General features: G+C 50.8%; 21 protein-coding genes. 7 read left to right on the forward strand and 14 right to left on the reverse strand.

Annotated features, from left to right (window positions below):
* Positions 1-99 (forward strand): integrase core domain-containing protein (locus tag ABDZ76_RS13810; protein WP_343806757.1); only part of this gene is annotated, 99 nt, incomplete at its 5' end.
* 102 nt (positions 100-201) lie between these two features.
* On the opposite strand, the gene ABDZ76_RS13815 is transcribed toward ABDZ76_RS13810, so the two are convergent.
* Positions 202-423, reverse strand: coding sequence for a DUF1674 domain-containing protein (locus ABDZ76_RS13815; RefSeq protein ID WP_343806518.1), 222 nt, complete (start codon positions 421-423; stop codon positions 202-204).
* A 145-nt stretch (positions 424-568) separates the two neighbouring features.
* Between ABDZ76_RS13815 and htpX the strand changes: the two genes are divergently transcribed.
* From htpX to purH, 4 genes are all read left to right on the forward strand, one after another.
* Complete coding sequence (gene htpX, locus ABDZ76_RS13820; protein ID WP_374844697.1) at positions 569-1,525, forward strand: zinc metalloprotease HtpX; 957 nt, start codon at positions 569-571, stop codon at positions 1,523-1,525.
* A gap of 56 nt (positions 1,526-1,581) precedes the next feature.
* Entirely contained in the window at positions 1,582-2,916 is a 1,335-nt protein-coding gene (locus ABDZ76_RS13825; RefSeq protein WP_343806763.1) for an RsmB/NOP family class I SAM-dependent RNA methyltransferase, read from the forward strand.
* A gap of 187 nt (positions 2,917-3,103) precedes the next feature.
* A complete protein-coding gene (locus ABDZ76_RS13830) occupies positions 3,104-4,819 on the forward strand; it encodes a heparinase II/III family protein (RefSeq protein ID WP_343806520.1) in 1,716 nt (571 codons plus the stop codon).
* Positions 4,820-4,958: 139 nt separating this feature from the next.
* A complete protein-coding gene (gene purH, locus ABDZ76_RS13835) occupies positions 4,959-6,575 on the forward strand; it encodes a bifunctional phosphoribosylaminoimidazolecarboxamide formyltransferase/IMP cyclohydrolase (RefSeq protein WP_343806522.1) in 1,617 nt (538 codons plus the stop codon).
* Positions 6,576-6,643: 68 nt separating this feature from the next.
* Here the strand turns inward: purH and ABDZ76_RS13840 are convergent, their stop codons facing one another.
* The 7 genes from ABDZ76_RS13840 to ffh form a co-directional block, all read right to left on the reverse strand.
* Positions 6,644-7,960 carry an MFS transporter gene (locus ABDZ76_RS13840; protein WP_343806766.1) on the reverse strand — a complete coding sequence of 439 codons (1,317 nt, stop codon included), beginning with the start codon at positions 7,958-7,960 and terminating at the stop codon, positions 6,644-6,646.
* Between the two features lie 120 nt (positions 7,961-8,080).
* On the reverse strand, positions 8,081-8,728 hold the full coding sequence (locus ABDZ76_RS13845) for a TPM domain-containing protein (protein WP_343806524.1): 648 nt from the start codon (positions 8,726-8,728) through the stop codon (positions 8,081-8,083).
* Between the two features lie 13 nt (positions 8,729-8,741).
* Complete coding sequence (locus tag ABDZ76_RS13850; RefSeq protein ID WP_374844695.1) at positions 8,742-9,620, reverse strand: TPM domain-containing protein; 879 nt, start codon at positions 9,618-9,620, stop codon at positions 8,742-8,744.
* A 37-nt stretch (positions 9,621-9,657) separates the two neighbouring features.
* The gene (locus tag ABDZ76_RS13855; RefSeq protein ID WP_374844693.1) at positions 9,658-10,278 is read right to left on the reverse strand and encodes a LemA family protein; all 621 of its coding nucleotides are present in this window, start codon (positions 10,276-10,278) and stop codon (positions 9,658-9,660) included.
* A gap of 208 nt (positions 10,279-10,486) precedes the next feature.
* Complete coding sequence (gene rpsP, locus ABDZ76_RS13860; RefSeq protein WP_343806526.1) at positions 10,487-10,891, reverse strand: 30S ribosomal protein S16; 405 nt, start codon at positions 10,889-10,891, stop codon at positions 10,487-10,489.
* A 74-nt stretch (positions 10,892-10,965) separates the two neighbouring features.
* Positions 10,966-11,277, reverse strand: coding sequence for a chorismate mutase (locus tag ABDZ76_RS13865; RefSeq protein ID WP_184223830.1), 312 nt, complete (start codon positions 11,275-11,277; stop codon positions 10,966-10,968).
* Between the two features lie 2 nt (positions 11,278-11,279).
* Positions 11,280-12,851 (reverse strand): signal recognition particle protein, encoded by a 1,572-nt coding sequence (gene ffh, locus ABDZ76_RS13870; RefSeq protein ID WP_343806530.1) that lies wholly within the window; start codon positions 12,849-12,851, stop codon positions 11,280-11,282.
* A 481-nt stretch (positions 12,852-13,332) separates the two neighbouring features.
* On the opposite strand from ffh, the gene ABDZ76_RS13875 reads away from it, so the two are divergent.
* The gene (locus tag ABDZ76_RS13875) at positions 13,333-14,160 is read left to right on the forward strand and encodes a lytic murein transglycosylase (RefSeq protein WP_343806532.1); all 828 of its coding nucleotides are present in this window, start codon (positions 13,333-13,335) and stop codon (positions 14,158-14,160) included.
* 72 nt (positions 14,161-14,232) lie between these two features.
* Here the strand turns inward: ABDZ76_RS13875 and ABDZ76_RS13880 are convergent, their stop codons facing one another.
* The 5 genes from ABDZ76_RS13880 to ABDZ76_RS13900 all read right to left on the reverse strand — a co-directional run bounded on the left by ABDZ76_RS13880 (position 14,233) and on the right by ABDZ76_RS13900 (position 17,982).
* Entirely contained in the window at positions 14,233-14,922 is a 690-nt protein-coding gene (locus tag ABDZ76_RS13880; protein WP_343806534.1) for a carbonic anhydrase, read from the reverse strand.
* An 83-nt stretch (positions 14,923-15,005) separates the two neighbouring features.
* On the reverse strand, positions 15,006-15,890 hold the full coding sequence (gene pdxY / locus ABDZ76_RS13885; protein WP_343806536.1) for a pyridoxal kinase PdxY: 885 nt from the start codon (positions 15,888-15,890) through the stop codon (positions 15,006-15,008).
* A gap of 13 nt (positions 15,891-15,903) precedes the next feature.
* Positions 15,904-16,206, reverse strand: coding sequence for a hypothetical protein (locus tag ABDZ76_RS13890; protein WP_343806538.1), 303 nt, complete (start codon positions 16,204-16,206; stop codon positions 15,904-15,906).
* 32 nt (positions 16,207-16,238) lie between these two features.
* On the reverse strand, positions 16,239-16,424 hold the full coding sequence (locus tag ABDZ76_RS13895; RefSeq protein ID WP_343806540.1) for a hypothetical protein: 186 nt from the start codon (positions 16,422-16,424) through the stop codon (positions 16,239-16,241).
* A gap of 61 nt (positions 16,425-16,485) precedes the next feature.
* Positions 16,486-17,982, reverse strand: coding sequence for a CoA-acylating methylmalonate-semialdehyde dehydrogenase (locus ABDZ76_RS13900; protein ID WP_343806543.1), 1,497 nt, complete (start codon positions 17,980-17,982; stop codon positions 16,486-16,488).
* Between the two features lie 147 nt (positions 17,983-18,129).
* Here ABDZ76_RS13900 and ABDZ76_RS13905 point away from each other — a divergent pair, with 147 nt between their 5' ends.
* On the forward strand, positions 18,130-19,011 hold the full coding sequence (locus ABDZ76_RS13905) for a LysR family transcriptional regulator (protein WP_343806545.1): 882 nt from the start codon (positions 18,130-18,132) through the stop codon (positions 19,009-19,011).
* Here the strand turns inward: ABDZ76_RS13905 and ABDZ76_RS13910 are convergent.
* Entirely contained in the window at positions 19,008-19,661 is a 654-nt protein-coding gene (locus ABDZ76_RS13910; protein ID WP_343806548.1) for a YoaK family protein, read from the reverse strand. The genes ABDZ76_RS13905 and ABDZ76_RS13910 overlap by 4 nt on opposite strands.
* Between the last annotated feature and the right edge of the window lie 201 nt (positions 19,662-19,862).

Here is a 19,862-nt window from a genome sequence, read left to right on the forward strand (position 1 = left end):
AAGGATGATTACAACAAAAACAGACCGCACTCTTCACTCGGCAATGTCACACCGAATGAGTTCGCCATAAAAATGGCTCTAGAAAAACAGGCCGCTTAAGGCCAATAGTATAACCCAAGACTCTCCTGAAAAATGGAGGAGTGTTGGGGCTCAGGTCAATATCCATTTATTATTATAAGCGCTCGCTAGACGGCTGCTCATTTAAAAATCAATGGTGCGGCCTTTGATTTCCCAATCACCAAAACGTGCAGGATCTTTACCACCACGCCCGCCGATTTCACGCGGGGGTGCCGCTTGTTCTTCAGTTTTCCGGCGCTCTTCCGCTTCTTTCAAAGCGCGTTGTGCAGCCGGTGGCAATTCGTCAAAGACACGCGCCTTCGCAGCCACGTCCTGTACCTGATCTGGCGCATCATTCTTGGTCATAACCACTATCCCACAATATTATAGACGATAAGTTCGAAAGCTAATTATTGAAGCTTGGCGTTCTGATCCCCATGATATAGGCAAGATCAATTGCCGTGCAAAGCATTAAACATGATAATTTGCACGAGATTACAGGAGATAGCCAATGAACATGACAAGAACAGCCATGCTGATTGCCTTGATGACAGTCATGTTTATGAGTGTCGGCTACCTTTTGGGCGGCAGCGGCGGCATGATGATTGCACTGTTGATTGCCATTGCCACCAATGCCATCGGCTATTGGAATTCCGACAAAATGGTGCTGCGTATGTATAATGCGCAGGAAGCCGATGAGCGCACCGCGCCTGAATATTTCCGCATTGTCCGCGGTCTTGCCGCCAATGCCGGTTTGCCAACGCCTAAAATCTATATCATCCATGAAGATCAGGCCAATGCCTTTGCCACCGGCCGCAATCCGCAAAACGCAGCCGTTGCCGCAACAACAGGCCTTTTACAGCGCTTAACACCGGAAGAAATTGCCGGTGTGATGGCACATGAATTGGCGCATGTGCAAAATCGCGACACATTGACGATGACGATCACCGCCACTTTGGCCGGTGCCATTTCCATGCTTGGCAATTTTGCGCTTTTCTTCAGCGGTAACCGTGAAAACGGCAATAATGTTTTGCACATTATCGGCACGATCATTGCGATGATTGTTGCCCCTTTTGCCGCTATGATTGTGCAAATGGCTGTCAGCCGCACGCGCGAATATGCTGCTGACCGCAGAGGTGCCGAAATTTGCGGCAATCCGCTTTGGCTCGCTTCCGCCTTGAATAAAATTGCCCGTAGTGCCAAAACAACCGTAAATGAAGAGGCCGAGCACAATCCGGCAACCGCACATATGTTTATTATCAACCCGCTATCTGGACGCGGTGCAGATAATTTGTTTTCAACCCATCCAGATACTGATAATCGCATTGCAGCTTTGCAGCAAATGGCGGCAGAGATGGGCTTTTCTCATTCAGCGCCTTCATCACGTGTAACTCCTGAGCCAACACGCGGCCCTTGGGGTAATAGTGATGATCAGGGCTCAACCGGCTTTAAAGGACCGTGGTCGTGAACCAAACTAACAAAAAGAACGCCGGAAAAAAACGGAATTTCAAACAACAAGCCGATATGTTCGACCGTCCGGGTCTGGCAGCGCGTCTTTGTGCGCAGCGCCTGCTTGGTGCAGTCATTGAAAAAAACAGCTCGCTTGACGGCTTGACCGATAATAATACCGGTAACGCACAATATCTGGCGCTGGAGCCGCGTGACCGCTCGCTCGTGCGCGCAATCCTCGGCACATCTTTGCGCAATCGCGGCACAATTGAGCAGACAATCCGCCGCCTGCTTGATCGCCCGCTACCGGAAAATGCTCATTCATTGAAACACCTTTTGCATGTGGCAACGGCTCAGATCCTTTATCTTTCGGTGCCGGATCACTCGGCTGTTGATTTGGCTGTCACTGCTGCCGACAATGACCCGCGCAACCGCAAATATGCAGGCCTCGTCAACGCTATTTTGCGCCGCATTGTCCGTTCAAAAGAAAAAGTGCTGGCACATGCTGCCAAAACTGACCAAGCCGCCAATAATGTGCCGGCATGGTTTAATGAAATGCTGATTGCTGCCTATGGCGAAGAAAAAGCTGCCAAGATTTTGCAAATGCAAACCTATGAGCCACCAATTGACCTCACCGTCAAAGGCGACCCGAGACATTGGGCAGAGGTGCTGAACGGCACTGTCTTGCCCAATGGCTCTGTACGTTTAGGCTCGTTTGAAGGTTCGCTCACCGATTTGCAAGGTTTTGAAGATGGCGAATGGTGGGTGCAGGATATGGCAGCGAGCCTGCCCGCGCGCCTCATGGGCGATTTAAAGGGCAAAAAAGTTGCTGATCTTTGCGCGGCACCCGGTGGTAAAACTGCGCAGCTGGCGCTTGCCGGTGCCGATGTCACCGCCCTTGACCTTTCTGCCAATCGCTTGAAAAGGCTGCAAGGCAATTTTGACCGTCTGAAACTGCCGGTCAAAACACACCAAACCAACCTGATGGATTATCAGCCGGAAGAGCTTTTTGATGCCGTACTTTTGGATGCGCCTTGCTCATCCACCGGCACCGTGCGCCGCCATCCGGATGTGCCTTGGACAAAAACACCAGACGATCTGGCAAAACTTGCAACGGTGCAGACCAATCTGCTGGCACGGGCTGTCGATTTCGTTAAGCCGGGCGGTATTATCGTTTTCTCCAATTGCTCGCTTGATCCGCAAGAGGGTGAGGAAGTCGCAAGAGCAGCGCTTAAAAATCCGGCATTGGAAGCCTGTCCTATCACCGCTGAAGATTGTCCGGGCATCGAAAATCTCATCACTGATGAGGGTTTTTTGCGCTCGACACCTGCGGATATGCCGCATGAAAATCCGCAGCTTGCAGGAATGGACGGTTTTTTTGCAGCCCGTTTTCGCAAAAAATCCGCATAGTCAGATATTAAATATCTGATATCCCAATGAATTGTGTGTTTTAACCTATACAGCTCATGGCTGATATGGTTAACACTCGATTCACCATTCTTGTAGCATTATACACTTAGAAGAGAAGGCCAGTGATTTGGCCTTTTGCTGACCGATGACATATGATTCCGTAAATTCAGGCAAGGAGACCGGCCGCGTGACTGTCGCCCTCAGCGAAACCCCGCATTTATGGGGACTGGCTGCCGCACAAACATGGCGGCGCTTCAGTCGTCGTTTGCGTATGGGGCCGCTTTATCGCTGGCGCTTTACCGGTTTCACTCCAGAGCGCATTTTGATTGCGCCGCCTGATTTGCGCGTTGCTGACCCGCAGCTGGCACAAGAATTTTACCACGGACGCTTTGCACTGGCCGGTCGCATGGTGGAAACTGGCGGCTTTTCGCCTTTCGCTGTTGAACCGCCAACCCATGCGTGGGAAGCGGCACTGCACGGCTTTGGCTGGTTGCGCCATATGCGCAGCGCCGAAACCGATCTTGCCAGCGCTAATACACGCGCCCTTGTCGATGATTGGATCAAGCTGCACAGCAAGCGTATTCATGGCATGGCATGGGAGCCGGAAGTTACCGCACAACGCATTATCGCATGGCTTCAGCATTCCAATCTTATTTTGGAAGGGGCGGAACTGCCAGCCTATCGCAAATTCATGCGTTCACTGGCAACACAAGTGCGGTATTTACGCACTGTCGCAGCCGTGATGGATGATGGCGAAGAAAAGCTGCGCGCCCGCATTGCGCTCGCCTTTGCCTCTCTTGCTCTGCCAATGTCTCCAGCAACGGTGCGTTCTGCCAAGCGCAATCTTGAATATGAGCTGAACCGTCAAATTCTACCCGATGGTGGCCATATTTCGCGCAATCCCGTCACCGTGCTTGAATTACTGGCCGACCTTTTACCTTTGCGCCAAACCTATGCCAATGGCACAGAAACACCACCCAAAGCATTGATTGAAGCTGTCGAGCGCATGCTTCCGGCTTTGCGTTTCTTCCGCCATCAGGATGGAAGCCTTGCACTTTTCAATGGTGTGGGCCCAACCTTGCCAGAGCGTATTATCTCTGTTTTGCGCCATGATGAAACCGCAGGCGCACCGCTTACTCATGCGCCCTATTCCGGCTATGAACGCTTGTCGATGGGCTCAACCACGATTATTGCCGATACAGGTCTGCCGCCGCCGGTGACTGCATCGCGTGATGCCCATGCCGGTTGCCTGTCATTTGAAATGTCCTCCGGTCGCCAGCGTTATATCGTTAATTCCGGCATCGACCGTTATGGCCCTGCCGAGTTTCGCCCGCTCGGGCGCTCAACCGCAGCGCATACTACTGCGACAATCAACGATACGTCCTCTTGTCGTTTCAGCCTCAATTCCGGCCTGTCCAGAATGCTTGGGACGCCGATCATTGCAGGGCCGACAAAAGTTCACCGTGAGCATATTGAAGAAATCGGCACGCAAGGTTTTCTGGCGCGCCATGACGGCTATGCCCGCCTTTTCGGCATTCATCATGAACGCCGCGTCTGTCTTTCGCACAGCGGCAGCATCATTCAAGGCTCTGACCGTTTTTACCGTGAAGACGGCAAGCCGATGGGCGCGAAAACCCGCGACCATATTGCCGTGCGTTTTCACATTCACCCTTCCGTCCATGTAGAATTTAACGAAGACGGTTTGCTGGTGCTTTCTGCCGATCGCGATGACACATGGGCATTTTCCTGCTTTGAAATTGCGCCGCAGCTGGAAGACTCAATCTTCTTTGCCGGTTTCCGTGGCCCCGTGCGCAGCAAACAAATTGTGCTGCATTTTTCCGGTTCCGAGCTGGAACAGGTCAACTGGCAGCTGACACGCATAGCCCTTGGCAATTATGTTTGAGGCAAAAGCGCCGCAAAAGCCTAAAATTCAAGCTTTTTGCCATTAAAAGCCAAAAATCCGGCTTTTAAGATAGGATTCATCCGCCCCTTGTGCTAACCCGCAGCCATCCCCTCCCGTTTCATCAACGAAGAGAATTTCCATGGCTGTTAGTTCCAAACATATCCCTGCTCCTGATCTGTGTCAGGTGCGGCGCGCGCTGCTGTCTGTATCGGATAAAACCGGTCTTATCGAATTTGCTCAAGCTCTGCATGATCAGGGTGTTGAACTGCTGTCCACCGGTGGCACGGCAAAATCAATCGCCGCAGCCGGAATTCCGGTGCGCGATGTCTCCGAAGTGACTGGTTTTCCGGAAATCATGGATGGTCGCGTCAAGACATTGCATCCTTCAGTGCATGGCGCTTTACTTGCTGTTCGCAATGATCCGGAACATGTCAGCGCCATGGAAGAACACAATATTCACGGCATTGATCTGGCTGTCATCAATCTCTATCCGTTTGAAGAAGTCCGCTATAAAGGCGGCGACTATGACACAACGGTTGAGAATATCGACATTGGCGGCCCTGCCATGATCCGTGCTTCGGCTAAAAACCACGCTTATGTCGCAACGGTTGTTGATCCGGAAGATTACGCGCTTGTTGTTGAAGAGCTTAAGCAAAACAGCGGCTCATTGCCTTACGCATTCCGCCAGCAGCTTGCAGCCAAAGCGTTTTCGCGCACTGCCGCTTATGATGCAGCCATTTCCGGCTGGTTTGCTGAAAGCTTGAAACAAGAAGCTCCAAAATGGCGCTCGGTCGCAGGCACATTGCATTCTGTTATGCGTTATGGTGAAAACCCGCATCAGAAAGCAGGTTTCTACCTGACCGGCGAAAACCGCGCGGGTGTTGCCACCGCAACGCAGCTTCAGGGCAAGCAGCTTTCTTACAACAATATCAACGACACCGATGCAGCTTTTGAGCTCGTTGCTGAGTTTGACCCAGCCCGCACCAGTGCAGTAGCCATTATCAAACACGCCAATCCATGCGGCGTTGCAGAAGGCAACAGCATTAAAGATGCTTACCTTAAAGCTTTGGCTTGCGATCCGGTTTCAGCCTTCGGTGGTATTGTTGCTCTCAACAAGACGCTGGATGCAGAAGCGGCTGAAGAAATTGTCAAAATCTTCACCGAAGTGATCATTGCGCCTGATGCAACAGAAGAAGCGCAAGCAATCGTTGCAGCCAAGAAAAACCTGCGCTTACTCACCACCGGTGGCTTGCCTGACCCGCGCGCCGAAGGCATTTCAGCCAAAACCGTTGCTGGTGGCTTGTTGATCCAGTCACGCGACAACGGCAATATTGATGATCTCGATCTGAAAGTTGTCACCAAACGTGCGCCAACCGACGCTGAAATGAATGACCTTAAATTCGCGTTCCGCGTTGCCAAGCACGTTAAATCCAATGCCATCGTTTATGTTAAAGACGGTGCAACTGTTGGTGTTGGTGCAGGCCAGATGAGCCGCGTAGATTCTGCCCGCATTGCAGCCCGTAAGGCAGAAGATGCAGCAGAAACAGCTAACTTGGATGCGCCACTCACTAAGGGTTCAGTTGTTGCATCCGATGCATTCTTCCCGTTTGCTGACGGCTTGCTCTCTGCCATTGAAGCTGGTGCCACGGCCGTTATTCAGCCGGGCGGCTCCATGCGCGATGATGAAGTGATTGCGGCTGCTGATGAGCATGGCATTGCCATGGTGATGACCGGCATGCGCCACTTCCGCCACTAAACATTACGGATAGTGTAAAATTAAAACACCGCCGGATTATCTCCGGCGGTGTTTTTTATGTCTTAATTTTAAACTTTTGCGGCTGGATAAGGTGTTCTAGCGATCAATAGTAATCCGCCGATAAAGAACAATAGTAACACCGCCATACCGAGACGCGGCGAACCAAGCGCCATTGTCACTGTCGCCACCATGAAAGGCGCTACAAAACTGGTGGCACGTCCTGCCAATGCATAGATGCCGAAATAGCGCCCTGCTTCTTCCGGTTTGACACTACATGCAAACCATGAGCGCGATGAGGCCTGTACAGGGCCAAAAGCAAAACCGATCAGCAAACCATAGACCAGATAGGCGCGCTCAGCACCGGTGGCAAACAGCCCTTCCCCATCAAGGCCAAATGTCAAAAGACCGAATAAAGTATAGTCGGTTCCGGTTGAGATGATCCCAACGGTCGCAATCAGCAACAAAATAAGAGACACAATAACAATTGGTTTCGAGCCGAAAAGCGCATCACATCGGCTGGCAATCAAACAGCCGAAAATCGCCACCACATTGAGAATAATCCCAAAAATCCCGACTTCGGTGATCGTCCAGCCAAACATCGCAGCAGCGAAGCCACCACCCAATGCCAGCAATGCGTTGACCCCATCCTGATAAATCATCCGCGCGATTAAAAAGCGCATAATACCGGAGCGCTGACGCACTTCATGCAATGTCGCTTTTAGCTCACTTAAACCCGACCGGATTGCTGGCATCAAGCGTGATGCTTTCGGTGCATCGGGTGTGAAAAAAAGCATCGGCAGAATGAAAATAAAATACCACATAGCGCTTAACGGCCCTGTGATGCGCGCATCTTCACCGCTCACCGGATCAAGCCCCCATAAAGGCTTGATACCGATCAGTGTCGTGCCGGTTTCGGGCGATGCCGCCAGACATGTCACCACGAAAATCAGCATAATCATGCCGCCTAAATAGCCAAGCCCCCACGCAATATTGGAAATACGGCCAATGTCCTCGCGCTTGACCAAACGCGGCATCATTGAGTCATTGAAGACGATTGAAAATTCGGCTGCAACGGTCGCCAGTGCAAAAAAGATCAATACCACCACAAGTGACGAGCCGGGCGCTGCAAACCACAACATGCTTAAACTGATTATTTTGATCGCTGCAAAAAAGCTGATCCACGGTTTGCGGGCACCTGTTTTATCGGCAACCGCGCCCAGAACAGGCGACAGAATAGCGATGATAAATCCGGCAATTGCCACGCCATAACCCCATGCAGCTTGGCCTTGCGCCGGATCTTCCGCCATGCGGGCAATGAAATAAGGGCCGAAAATAAAAGTGGTCACAACGGTGAAAAACGGCTGTGCTGCCCAATCAAACAACATCCAGCCCCAGATGCCGCGTTTAGGTGTCTCTATGACGCGTGGTGCCGCCCGTTCCAACTCAACCAAAAAATATTCCTAACCTGTTTTCGACTGAGCCGGATCATTTTGCTAAGACAGGTCTTACAATTCGACCAATTTGTCTTCCAGCTCGTTTTTACTGTTTCCGTCATCGGGAAAATGGGTTTTGAGCAATTGTTCTGAAAGCGCAATCGCCTCCACAAAACCATCACTCACTGCACCTCTTTTGGCGTGTCGCATCAGCACGCCAACAATTGCATTCCATTCTGCCTGATCGACTTTCGCATGAATACCAGCATCGGCGACCACTTCTGCATAATGTTCAGCCAAGGAAACAAACAGCAAAATACCGGTACGCTGCGAAGTCAGATGCACATTACGCGCTAAAAACTGCTGCATCGCATTGAGATGTGCGCGCTTATAAAGAATACGGCGCGGCACCAATAAAACGCGTAAGCTTGGGATAAACCACAATAGCAACATCGCGCAAATGAATGCACCCAGAATTGCCAAGCCAAAGCGCGGCAGAGCAATATCAAACCAATAATAATGCGCCAGAAAGGCCATCACGACGGTGCTCAGTAAAATGCCACAGGTAAATACAAAGCCCGCCGCGAAGAAATAATCATCACTGCGGCGTGCCAGCACGGCATAAATTTCACCGCTCGTGCCTTTCTCTGCTGCTGCAATTGCCGCGCTAATGTGCTTATGGCCAGCTTCGTCAACATGATGATATGTGTGATTGCTCATCAAAACTTATCCACTACCAACTGCCCGAGGCGCCGCCGCCGCCCGATGATCCACCACCTCCGGAAAAACCACCGCCGCCACTGCCGCCGCCGAAGCCTCCACCAAAACCACCGCCACGGCCTGACCGCCCGCCGCTGGATCCGCCCTGCGAGCGCATGTCAAAGGTCATGCCAAGCCATTCATAACGGCCGGGGGCAATTTTCTGCCCGAAAATCGGCACCAAAACCGCCATGCCGAAGCCACCAAAAAAGATACTGATCCAGAAAATCAGGAAAATGACTTCCAGCCAATCGACATTATCTGTGGCACTTTTCGCGTTGCGTTTGGCGCGCGCTTCCAGCTCTGCACCATCCCCTGAAAGAACAGCAATAATACCTTCAACGCCTTTGGCGATACCGCCGGAATAATCGCCATCACGGAAAGCCGGCAGAATGATTGTTTGAATAATGACGCTTGAAAGCGCATCGGTCATAATGCCTTCCAGCCCGTAGCCAACTTCAAGCCGTACTTTGCGGTCATTGGGGGCTACCACCAGCAAAAGTCCGTTATCTTCTTGCTTTTGCCCCAGTGACCATGCTCGAAACAACTGATTGGAATAGGTTTCAATATCCGAACCCTTGAGGCTCGGCACTGTCACCACCACCACCTGATCGGATGATGTCTTTTCAAAATCGGCAAGTTTTGCAACAAGCTGGGCGCGTGTTTGCGGATCAATCACATTGGCCGCATCAACCACACGCCCTGTCAAAACCAGTTCAGGTGAAGAACTTGCCTGTGCCCATGCAGCCGTTGCGTTTACGCAAAACGCACTCCAGACAAGCAGCAGCAACAAGCCAGATAAACTGGCCAGTTGGCTTAGCCGTTGACGAAATATGGTGCATGAAGCAGTCATTCAACGATCACCCGACATTCACACAGTCCACAAAAGATCAGAAATTGACCTTCGGTGCCTGCTGGCTGGCCGCATCAATGCTGAAAGTCGGCATTGGTTCACTATCGCGGAACCAGAACATCTTCCACAGCATTGTCGGCATGGTTTTTAAGCCAGTATTATAAACGCGAACCGCTTCAATATAATCACGGCGGGCAACAGCAATCCGGTTTTCTGTGCCTTCCAGCTGTGATTGCAAAGCCAAGAAGTTCTGATTGGCTTTCAGATCAGGATATTTTTCAACCACAACCATCAAGCGCGACAATGCACTGCTCAAATTGGCCTGATTGTCCTGAAACTGCTTAAACATTTCCGGATTATTGAGCATTTCCGGGCTCAGTTGCACAGATGTTGCTTTTGAGCGGGCTTCAATCACTGCGGTCAGTGTTTCCTGCTCATGCGCGGCATAGCCCTTCACGGTTTCCACCAAATTCGGGATCAAGTCGGTACGGCGTTGATACTGGTTAAGCACCTCGCTCCATGCAGCCTTGGCCTTTTCTTCATTGGTTGGAATCGTGTTGAAACCGCAAGCGGACAATAACGGCATTAAAATCGCAAGGCCGAGAAACAAAGCCAGACGGGAAAATCGGGAACGGGACGCAGTCATCGCAGTGGACATTTATATCTCCTGATAAAGCGCTTGTTTTATCAACCAATAAAAAAATTAATCCGGTTCAGTGTTCAAGCTATAGGACATTGAGTTTAAACTGAAAAGCGCAAAAGAAAAGCGGCAGAAAATCTGCCGCTTTCATATTCTTCATGCAAATCTGTATAAAAGATCAGGCTTTATGCGAAATTTCGCTCTCAGCCCTAATCTTTCATGCAAATTATTCGCTTGCAGCTTCTTCAGCTGGTGCGGCTGCTGCTGCAGCTGCTTCAGCGGCCTTTGCAGCAGCTTCTTCTTCAGCCTGCTTAGCCATTGCCAAACGTTCCTGAGCTTTTTTGCCCGGGAGACCCTTGGTTGGGTTGTTGCGGGTGTCACGCTTGGAAACACCAGCCTGATCCAAGAAGCGCAGTACGCGGTCGGTTGCCTGTGCACCGTGACCGAGCCAATGAGCAGCGCGTTCGCTGTCAACTTTTACGCGCTCTGCGTCTTTAGCAAGCATCGGGTTCCATGAACCGATGATTTCAAGGAAACGACCGTCGCGCGGGCTGCGGGCATCTGCAACTACGATGTGGTAGTAAGGACGCTTTTTAGAACCGGCACGTGCCAAACGAATTTTAAGGGACATAGTTTTTTTCCTTAGAGTAAATAAGAGATCTGACCGTCAGGGCAGAACAATGTTATGCTACGGTTAGCAGCAGTTTAGTTTTCACCGTGGTTAGCGGCGGTATGTTCATGATGCCGAATAACTTCTTTCACGATGAAGTTGAGAAATTTTTCAGCAAAATCGGGATCAAGGTTTGAATCTTGTGCAAGGGCACGAAGACGCGCTACCTGACGCTTTTCACGTTCAGGGTCAGCAGCGGCCAGCCCCTGTTCAGCTTTCAAAATGCCAACGGCTTTGGTGCAGCGAAAACGCTCGGCCAGCATATGAATAAGGGCTGCATCAATATTATCGATTGAGCCACGCAGTGCGAGTAACTCAGCAGGAGTTGTATTTGCTTCGCTCATCATACTCACTTCTTCTTTGGTAAGCCCGGAAGGCCGCCACCAAGACCAGGCAATTTAGGGCCGCCAAGCCCTGGTAAACCACCACCAAGACCCGGAAGACCACCTTTGGTCAGGCCTGCAGCTTCTGCTTGTTTTTGAAGCGCTTCGAGCTGCTTCGGATCCATGTTCGACAGATCAGGCAAACCACCGCCGAGGCCACCCATACCGCCACCGAGACCACCAAGCCCCATTTTACCGGCAAGGCCGCCCATCATCTGCTTCATCAGGCCGCCTTTGCCGCCCTTGCCCATGGCTTTCATCATATCAGCCATCTGACGATGCATTTTCAAAAGCTTGTTGATGTCGGCAGCATTGGTGCCGGAACCTTTGGCAATACGCTGCTTACGGCTATGTTTTAGCAAATCAGGGTTTGCGCGCTCGGCTTTGGTCATTGAGCTGATGATTGCCAATTGGCGGTCAAAAAGCTTGTCATCCAGACCGGCAGCAGCCATTTGATCTTTTGCCTTGCCCATGCCCGGCATCATACCCATGATACCGCCCATGCCGCCGAGCTTTTTCATCTGGCCAAGCTGATCGGCAAGATCGTTCAGATCAAATTTGCCGGACTGCATTTTCTTCGCCATTGCCGCCGCTTTTTCGGCATCAATGGTTTCGGCAGCTTTTTCAACGAGGCTGACAATATCGCCCATACCAAGAATACGGTCGGCAATACGCTTTGGATGGAACTCTTCCAGAGCATCCATCTTTTCGCCAGTTGCAATCGCTTTGATCGGCTTGCCGGTAATAGCGCGCATCGAAAGAGCTGCACCACCGCGACCATCACCATCCATACGGGTGAGAACGATACCGGTAATACCAACACGCTCATCAAAATTGCGCGCCAGATTAACGGCGTCCTGACCGGTAAGGCTATCAGCAACCAGCAAAATTTCGTGTGGGTTGGAAGCGGCACGAATTTCGGCCATTTCAACCATCAGCGGCTCGTCAATATGTGTACGACCCGCCGTATCGAGGATTACAACATCATGACCGCCAAGCTTTGCAGCCTGTACGGCACGCGCAGCAATATCAACCGGTGACTGACCGGCAATAATCGGCAAAGTATCAACGCTGACCTGCTCACCAAGCTGACGCAGCTGCTCTTGTGCCGCAGGTCGACGTGTATCAAGCGACGCCATCAGCACTTTTTTGCGCTGGCGGTCACTCAAACGCTTGGCAAGTTTACCGGTTGTGGTGGTTTTACCCGAACCTTGCAAACCGACCATCATAATAACAACCGGAGCCGGTGCATTCAGATCAATCGAGACACCTTCGGTGCCGAGCATTTCAACCAGTTCATCATGAACGATCTTGACGACCATCTGACCCGGTTTAATGCTTTTGAGAATTTCTGCGCCGACAGCTTTTTCACGAACTTTATCGGTAAAAGAACGAACAACTTCCAGCGACACGTCAGCTTCAATCAGCGCACGTCGCACTTCACGCAGGGCTGCCGATACGTCGCTTTCAGAAAGAGCGCCGCGTCCGGTCAGACCGTTGAGAATAGAGCCTAAGCGCTCCTGAAGTGATTCAAACATTCTTTTTCCTTACAGTTCCGGCAAGCATTACGATAAACACCCGCAGAATGGTTGTCATGCGCCCGAAAGACAAATGAAAAAGCAGCCAAAGCGAAACGACACCCGAGGGCGCATCGCGCTGTCGGATGTGTACCTCCGGGATCGTTTTATACCATTGCGGGTCCCGGTCGGCGGCTCAAACAAATAATCATGTTTGCAGAACAGCTCCGCTTAAAGCGTAAAAATGTCTTTGAGTCAAGAATTCCTTAAAAACCTGCCCTTAAACATATATGCAACAGTTAAGCCGAATTCGGCCTTTCGCATGTTAAATTGCAGGGCAAACCGCCCAAAAATGCCATGATACAGCTATAACTGCCTTATTTTTAGGATTAATACCCCCGAAACAAAACAATTAGCTGAAATTGATGATGCATTGATCACGATATTTGTTCATGTGATATCAATTTCAACATTAACTCGAATCATTATTCAGGAGATTCTAATGGCATTGTCTGCCACAGGTAAATTCTCAGTTGCTGCTGCTGCCCTACTGGTAGCAGGTGTCATTGGAACTGGTGCTGCAAACGCGGCACAATGCGGCAACAATGCTGCAGGCTATAATGCATGGCTGAAGCAGACCATGGCTGAAGCTCCGTCCCGCGGCATCGGCAAGGCTGGCATCAATGCATTGGGCAGCACCAAATATGCGACTGCAACCATCAATGCAGACCGCAATCAGAAAAGCTTCAAGCTTTCTCTGAATGAATTTATGCAGAAGCGTGGCTCGGACGCAATCATCAAGCGCGGTAAAGCACACAAGCAGGCAAATGCTGCGCTGTTTGCCAATATTGAAAAGCGTTACGGCGTACCTGCCGGCCCGCTTCTGGCGATCTGGGGCATGGAAACCGGTTTCGGCAGCTATCTTGGCAAGCAGCACACACTTTCAGCTGTCGCAACCCTTGCTTATGACTGCCGCCGTTCAGCATTCTTCACCGAACAGCTTTATGCAGCCCTCAAGCTGATTGACAATAAAGACCTCAATCCAAATGCAATCGGCGCAATGCATGGTGAAATCGGCCAGACCCAGTTCCTGCCATTGAACGTACTGAAATACGGCGTTGATGGTGATGGCAGCGGCCATATCGACATGATCAACTCCAAAGCTGATGCGCTGGCTTCGACTGCAAACTTCCTCGTAGGTCACGGCTGGAAACGCGGTGCAGGCTATCAGCAGGGTGAGCCAAACTATGGCGCCATTCAGGGCTGGAATGCGGCAACTGTTTATCAGCAGTCCATTGCCATTATGGGCAAGGCAATTGACGGCAAATAATCGTCACGCGATATAAAAACAAAAAAGCCCGTCGGAAAATCATTCCGGCGGGCTTTTTGTTGGACTTAATTTTTAAGAAGCTGACTGTTCCGCAGCTGGTGCCGGAATAATAAACGGATCATCAATATCAGGACGTTTGAAATCACCGGTTTCTTTATCCATCACCCACAATTCGCCGGTTGAAATATCAAACCATGCGCCATGCAGACTGATGCGACCCTTTTTCTCCAGAATATCAACGCACGGGAAAGTACGCAGGTTCTGGATTGAATAACGGATGGAAATACGTTCCAAAGCCGTGTGACGTTCACTGTCAGTCATCATTGTATTCGCGATAACATTTTCAGCAGCCGGTGCCAGAATGCTCATCCATTTACCAATGAAATCACCCGGCGACAATGGCGCATGATCCGGCGACAATGCCGCTTTAATACCGCCACAACGACCATGCCCAAGCACAACAATATGTTTGACCTTGAGGCTTTGGACTGCAAATTCAAGCGCCGCAGAGGCTGCATGATATTCACCATCCGGCGTATAAGGCGGCATCAGGTTTGCGACATTGCGCAAAACAAAAATTTCACCCGGAGCGGTATCAAAAATAATTTCTGGTGCCGCGCGCGAGTCGCAACACGCAATAACAAGGGTCTGAGGTGTCTGACCGAGGTCAGCAAGCTCACGATAACGGGCTGTTTCATGAGCAAAATGATTGTTCATGAAATTACGATAGCCATTGAGGAGTGTGTCTGGAAGATCTGCCATCCCTCTCAAATATCCCTATCGATATTTAAGATCAATAAAATAACACAAGCAGCGTTATTTTTTTGGGAACCAGAAACCACACCCTATGCACGCAAATTTTTACCCGGATGCATCAGCTGACGCATTTGCACCATCGCCATAGGCGAAGACAGACTGGCAGCATCTGCTTCCAGCATCAGCTCGTCTGCACCACGCTTTGCGGCGCGCACCATAATTTCAAACACGGATGCAGTTGTGCTTTGAAGCGCTTTTTCATCCGTCATCCCATCGAGAATACGGGCAAGGAAAAGTGCTGCCGTCAGATCACCCATACCGTTAGTCGGACCTTCCACATGGCGATGCTCGGCCATATAAGCATGGCCATCTGTCACCAAAAGATTGCCGGTTGAGCCATTCAACATCCCAAATGAGGACGTCACCAACATGCGTGAAGGACCTAAATCCAGCGCTGCTTCCATCAGTTTTTCGTTGTTTTCAGGCGAAACACCGCTCAGCCATGCAAGCTCAAAACGGTTCGGTGTTGCAATATCGGCAAGCGGCAATAATTCATCACGGATCGCTGCGGCAGTTGCCTCCGGCACATAAAGTCCTTCACGGTCACCAATCACCGGATCACACAAATAAAGTGCCTGCGGATTACGTGCCTTAATCGCCTTGATCAGTTTGGCTGCGGCTTTTGCCTGTTCAGCATTGCCTAAGTAACCGGTTAAAACCGCACCGACTTCACCAAGCCAGGGCGCGCGCTCCATATCTTCCATCAATTGCTTAAACTGCTGCACTTCCGGCACAATGCGACCCGCAGGGCCATGACCGGTATGCCACGGCAAAATAACCGTCGGCACAGCCCAGACCGGATGCCCCAGCGTTTCAAGGGCAAAAACCGCGGCACGGTTGCCGACAGAACCACGCACGACATGGCTTGAGATTACAATAACGGCAGTATTATCAGCAGCAGTTGTATTTGGCATTTTAATATCCGGTTCAGGCTTGCAACAGATAGAGAACCAACCACACCATCATGGCCAGCATAAGTATCAGACCCAGTATCCGCCCGATGCGCGTTGCCCAGACTTCAACCCGATCCTGATGGTCAAGTTCACTTGCTTTCAAGTGTTCCCGACCACGATGAAAGCTTCGCGTGATCAAACCACTCGCACCAGAGCCGGTTTCTGATTTTATGCGAGCCAGTATATCTTCCGATTCAGCCTTACGCGCATCATCATATCTTTTTGATGAAAAAGCATTTTCTTTTTCACCCGAAACATCGGCTTTCTGCTGCATCATACCATCCGGTTTAATATTGCGGTGTGATAAGATCAATCAATATGCAGTGTTATGCCTGCGCTGAATTCCTGCAAGTGAAAAATAATGAAAATAAAAAACCCCGCCATAACTGACGGGGCTTTTTTGTTTTTCGCTCGCATATCTGCAACCATAAAAGGGCTAAGGACATGCAAAGCAGATAAACTTAGTTCTTGGTCGGGATAACGAATTCCAACCATCTTTAACACCCGCCGCATGCCCACAGCCGTGAAACGGCGAGGACATGCAAAGCAGATATAATTAGTTCATGGTCGGGATAACGAATTCCGCACCATCTTTAACACCTGACGGCCAACGTGAAGTCACGGTTTTGGTCTTGGTGTAGAAACGGAATGCATCAGTACCGTGCTGGTTCAAATCGCCGAAGCCTGAACCTTTCCAGCCGCCGAAGGTGTAGTAAGCGATTGGAACAGGAATTGGCACGTTAATACCAACCATACCAACCTGAACGCGAGCGGCAAAGTCACGCGCTGCATCACCGTCACGGGTGAAGATCGCAACACCGTTACCATATTCGTGATCATTTGGCAGAGCCAAAGCTTCTTCATAATTCTTCGCACGTACAACAGCGAGAACAGGGCCGAAGATTTCTTCTTTGTAGATCGACATATCCGGTGTGACGTGGTCGAACAAGCAACCACCCAGATAGAAGCCTTTTTCATAGCCCTGCATTTTGAAGTTGCGGCCGTCAACAACGAGCTTCGCACCTTCTTTAACGCCTGCATCTACATAACCGCGAACGCGATCAACAGCTGCCTGTGTTACCAGCGGACCGTAATCTGCTGTACCATCGGTTGACGGGCCAACGCGCAGAGCTTCAACGCGTGGGATCAGTTTTTCCATCAGGCGTTCTGCGGTTTCTTCACCGACAGGAACAGCAACGGAGATCGCCATGCAACGCTCACCGGCAGAACCGTAACCGGCACCGATCAGAGCATCTACAGTCTGATCCATGTCTGCATCAGGCATGATCAGCATGTGGTTTTTCGCGCCGCCGAAGCACTGGACGCGCTTGCCGTTTGCGCAACCACGGGAGTAGATGTAATGGGCAATTGGTGTAGAACCAACAAAGCCGATTGCTTTTACATCCGGATCATCGAGAAGCGCATCAACGGATTCTTTGTCACCATTGACGACGTTGAAGATACCTGCAGGAAGACCAGCTTCCAGGAACAATTCTGCCAAACGCATTGGCACGCCCGGATCGCGTTCTGAAGGCTTCAGGATGAATGCGTTACCGCAAGCAATTGCAGGACCGGCTTTCCACAGCGGGATCATCGCAGGGAAGTTGAACGGGGTGATACCTGCAACAACGCCCAAAGGCTGACGCATGGAATATGTGTCAATGCCGGTACCGGCTGAATCAGTGAATTCACCTTTCATCAGGTGCGGTGCACCAAGGCAGAATTCGATAACTTCAAGACCGCGCTGAATGTCGCCCTTGGCATCAGGAATAGTCTTGCCGTGTTCACGAGCAAGCAATTCTGCCAGGCTGTCATATTCAGCTTCAACCAGTTCAAGGAACTTACGCAATACGCGTGCACGGCGCTGCGGGTTGGTAGCTGCCCATGCAGGCTGTGCTGCTTTTGCATTTTCTACAGCTGCACGTACTTCATCTTTGGTTGCCAAAGCAACTGTGCCGCGCACAGTGCCGTCAAGCGGCTGGAACACCTCAGTGGTGCGTCCGCTTTTACCTTCAACGTTCTTACCGTTGATAAAATGGCCATATTTCAACATCGAAGACCTCCCTGAAAAATCTCAAAACCGGCTATCGTTCACAATGAGTCCGATAAACCGCTTAACCTCATCATCGCTCTGCAAAATAACATTTGCAACTACTCAAAAAGAGTATCCGTTGTGCAAAAACTATAGTAATAGTGATTTATGAACTGGGATGACATTCGCATTTTTTTGGCAGTCGCCCGCTCCGGGCAGATTTTAGGCGCGGCGCGCAGGCTTGGTATTAACCACACGACGGTGGCGCGACGCCTCACCGCTTTGGAAACGGCCTTATCCACCACGCTGCTTTCCAGACGCACCAATGGTTCCAGTCTGACACAGGCAGGTGAAGAGTTTTTGCTGGCGGCAGAGCGTATGGAAGCTGAAATGCTGGCCGCACGCGCCCATGTCGGCAATGCCGATATTGCGGTGGCAGGCACGGTGCGCATTGGTGCACCTGACGGTTTCGGCGTTACCTTTCTGGCGCCACGCCTTGCAAAGCTCACTGCGCAATATCCTGATCTGACCGTACAGTTGGTGCCGGTGCCCCGCTCTTTTTCACTTTCACGCCGCGAAGCCGATATTGCCATCACGGTGGAGCGCCCCGATCAAGGGCGTTTGGTGGCCAGAAAGCTGGTTGATTATACCCTCGGCCTTTATGCGCATAAAGATTATCTGGCTGAACATGGCCTGCCGCAAACGGTGGACGAATTAGCCAATCACCGCCTGATCGGCTATGTGGAAGATCTTGTGATTAATCCGTCACTTGCCTATGCGCCGGAAATCAGCCGTGACTGGCGGCCGGATTTTGAAGTTTCCAGTGCGTTGGGCCAGATGGAAGCAGTAAAAGCTGGTGCTGGCATCGGCATTTTGCACGCTTTCATTGCCCGCGAACATCCCAATTTAGTGCCGGTATTGCCCGAACGCTTTATCAAGCGCTCTTATTGGCTCGCCTATCATGAAAGTGCGCGTACCTTGCGCCGTGTCACAGCGATTTCCACCCTGATTTCGCAATTGGTGGAAAATGAGAAACGGCTTTTTCTTTAATCGTTGAATAATTTCAACAGGCGGAAAACCAGCACCGCCGAGATAATCACAAACGGAATGCTGAGTGCCATCAGCCCCAGCCACCAATCGGCAAAACCGCCGCTGATTGCCCCAAGCATCAGAGCAAGCCAGACATAGAAATGCTCAAGCCAGCGGCCTTTAGGCACTTCGCCGGTGATGGAGCGCGCCAAATCCGCTGCACAACTAAACAAGGTTCCGGTCACATAAGTAGCGCCCAGTTTTGCCGTGCCTCTTTGTTGTAGCGACGCATTTTGCATGCCCATCGCGGCAGCAAGCAGCAAAGTCGGCTGTAAATAAACCATGTCAGCCTGTTTAAGTGCGATCACCACACCGAGAAGAACCAGCACACCGGCAAGCACGAAAATATTGCCGTTATGTGCAAAAACACTCATCATCAAGGTGCCTAAAAATGCGCCGGTGAAAAACAATATAATGAGAGCCGCCGGAAACCATACCATCACCTGACCGGTGGAATTTGGATGTCCGGCAAGGCCGATCCCCAACTGAGTCGTGTTACCGCTCATAAAAGAAGCGAAGAAACCGCCCAGTTGCAAAAACGCAATCACATCCACGAAACCCGCCGAAGCGGTCAATAAAAGCCCTGCAATTGTTCTGCCGTTAAAAGACAAGGTTTACTCCACCCCTCACACTTTCAGACTTTTTACATGCCACGTCTCAGCCTGACCTGCAAATTCTATCCATATCATGAAGCATGCACGTTTTTTTGTGGATCATAGTCATAATCCGTCTTTTGTTTTATATTTTGCACACATCTTTCAGGTAATATAAATGTGAGCTTATATTGACCTGACCTTATCAAGGCCACAGTT

Origin of the sequence: Paenochrobactrum glaciei, from assembly GCF_039522165.1 — a bacterium.
In the GTDB taxonomy this organism is placed as follows: Bacteria; Pseudomonadota; Alphaproteobacteria; order Rhizobiales; family Rhizobiaceae; genus Paenochrobactrum; species Paenochrobactrum glaciei.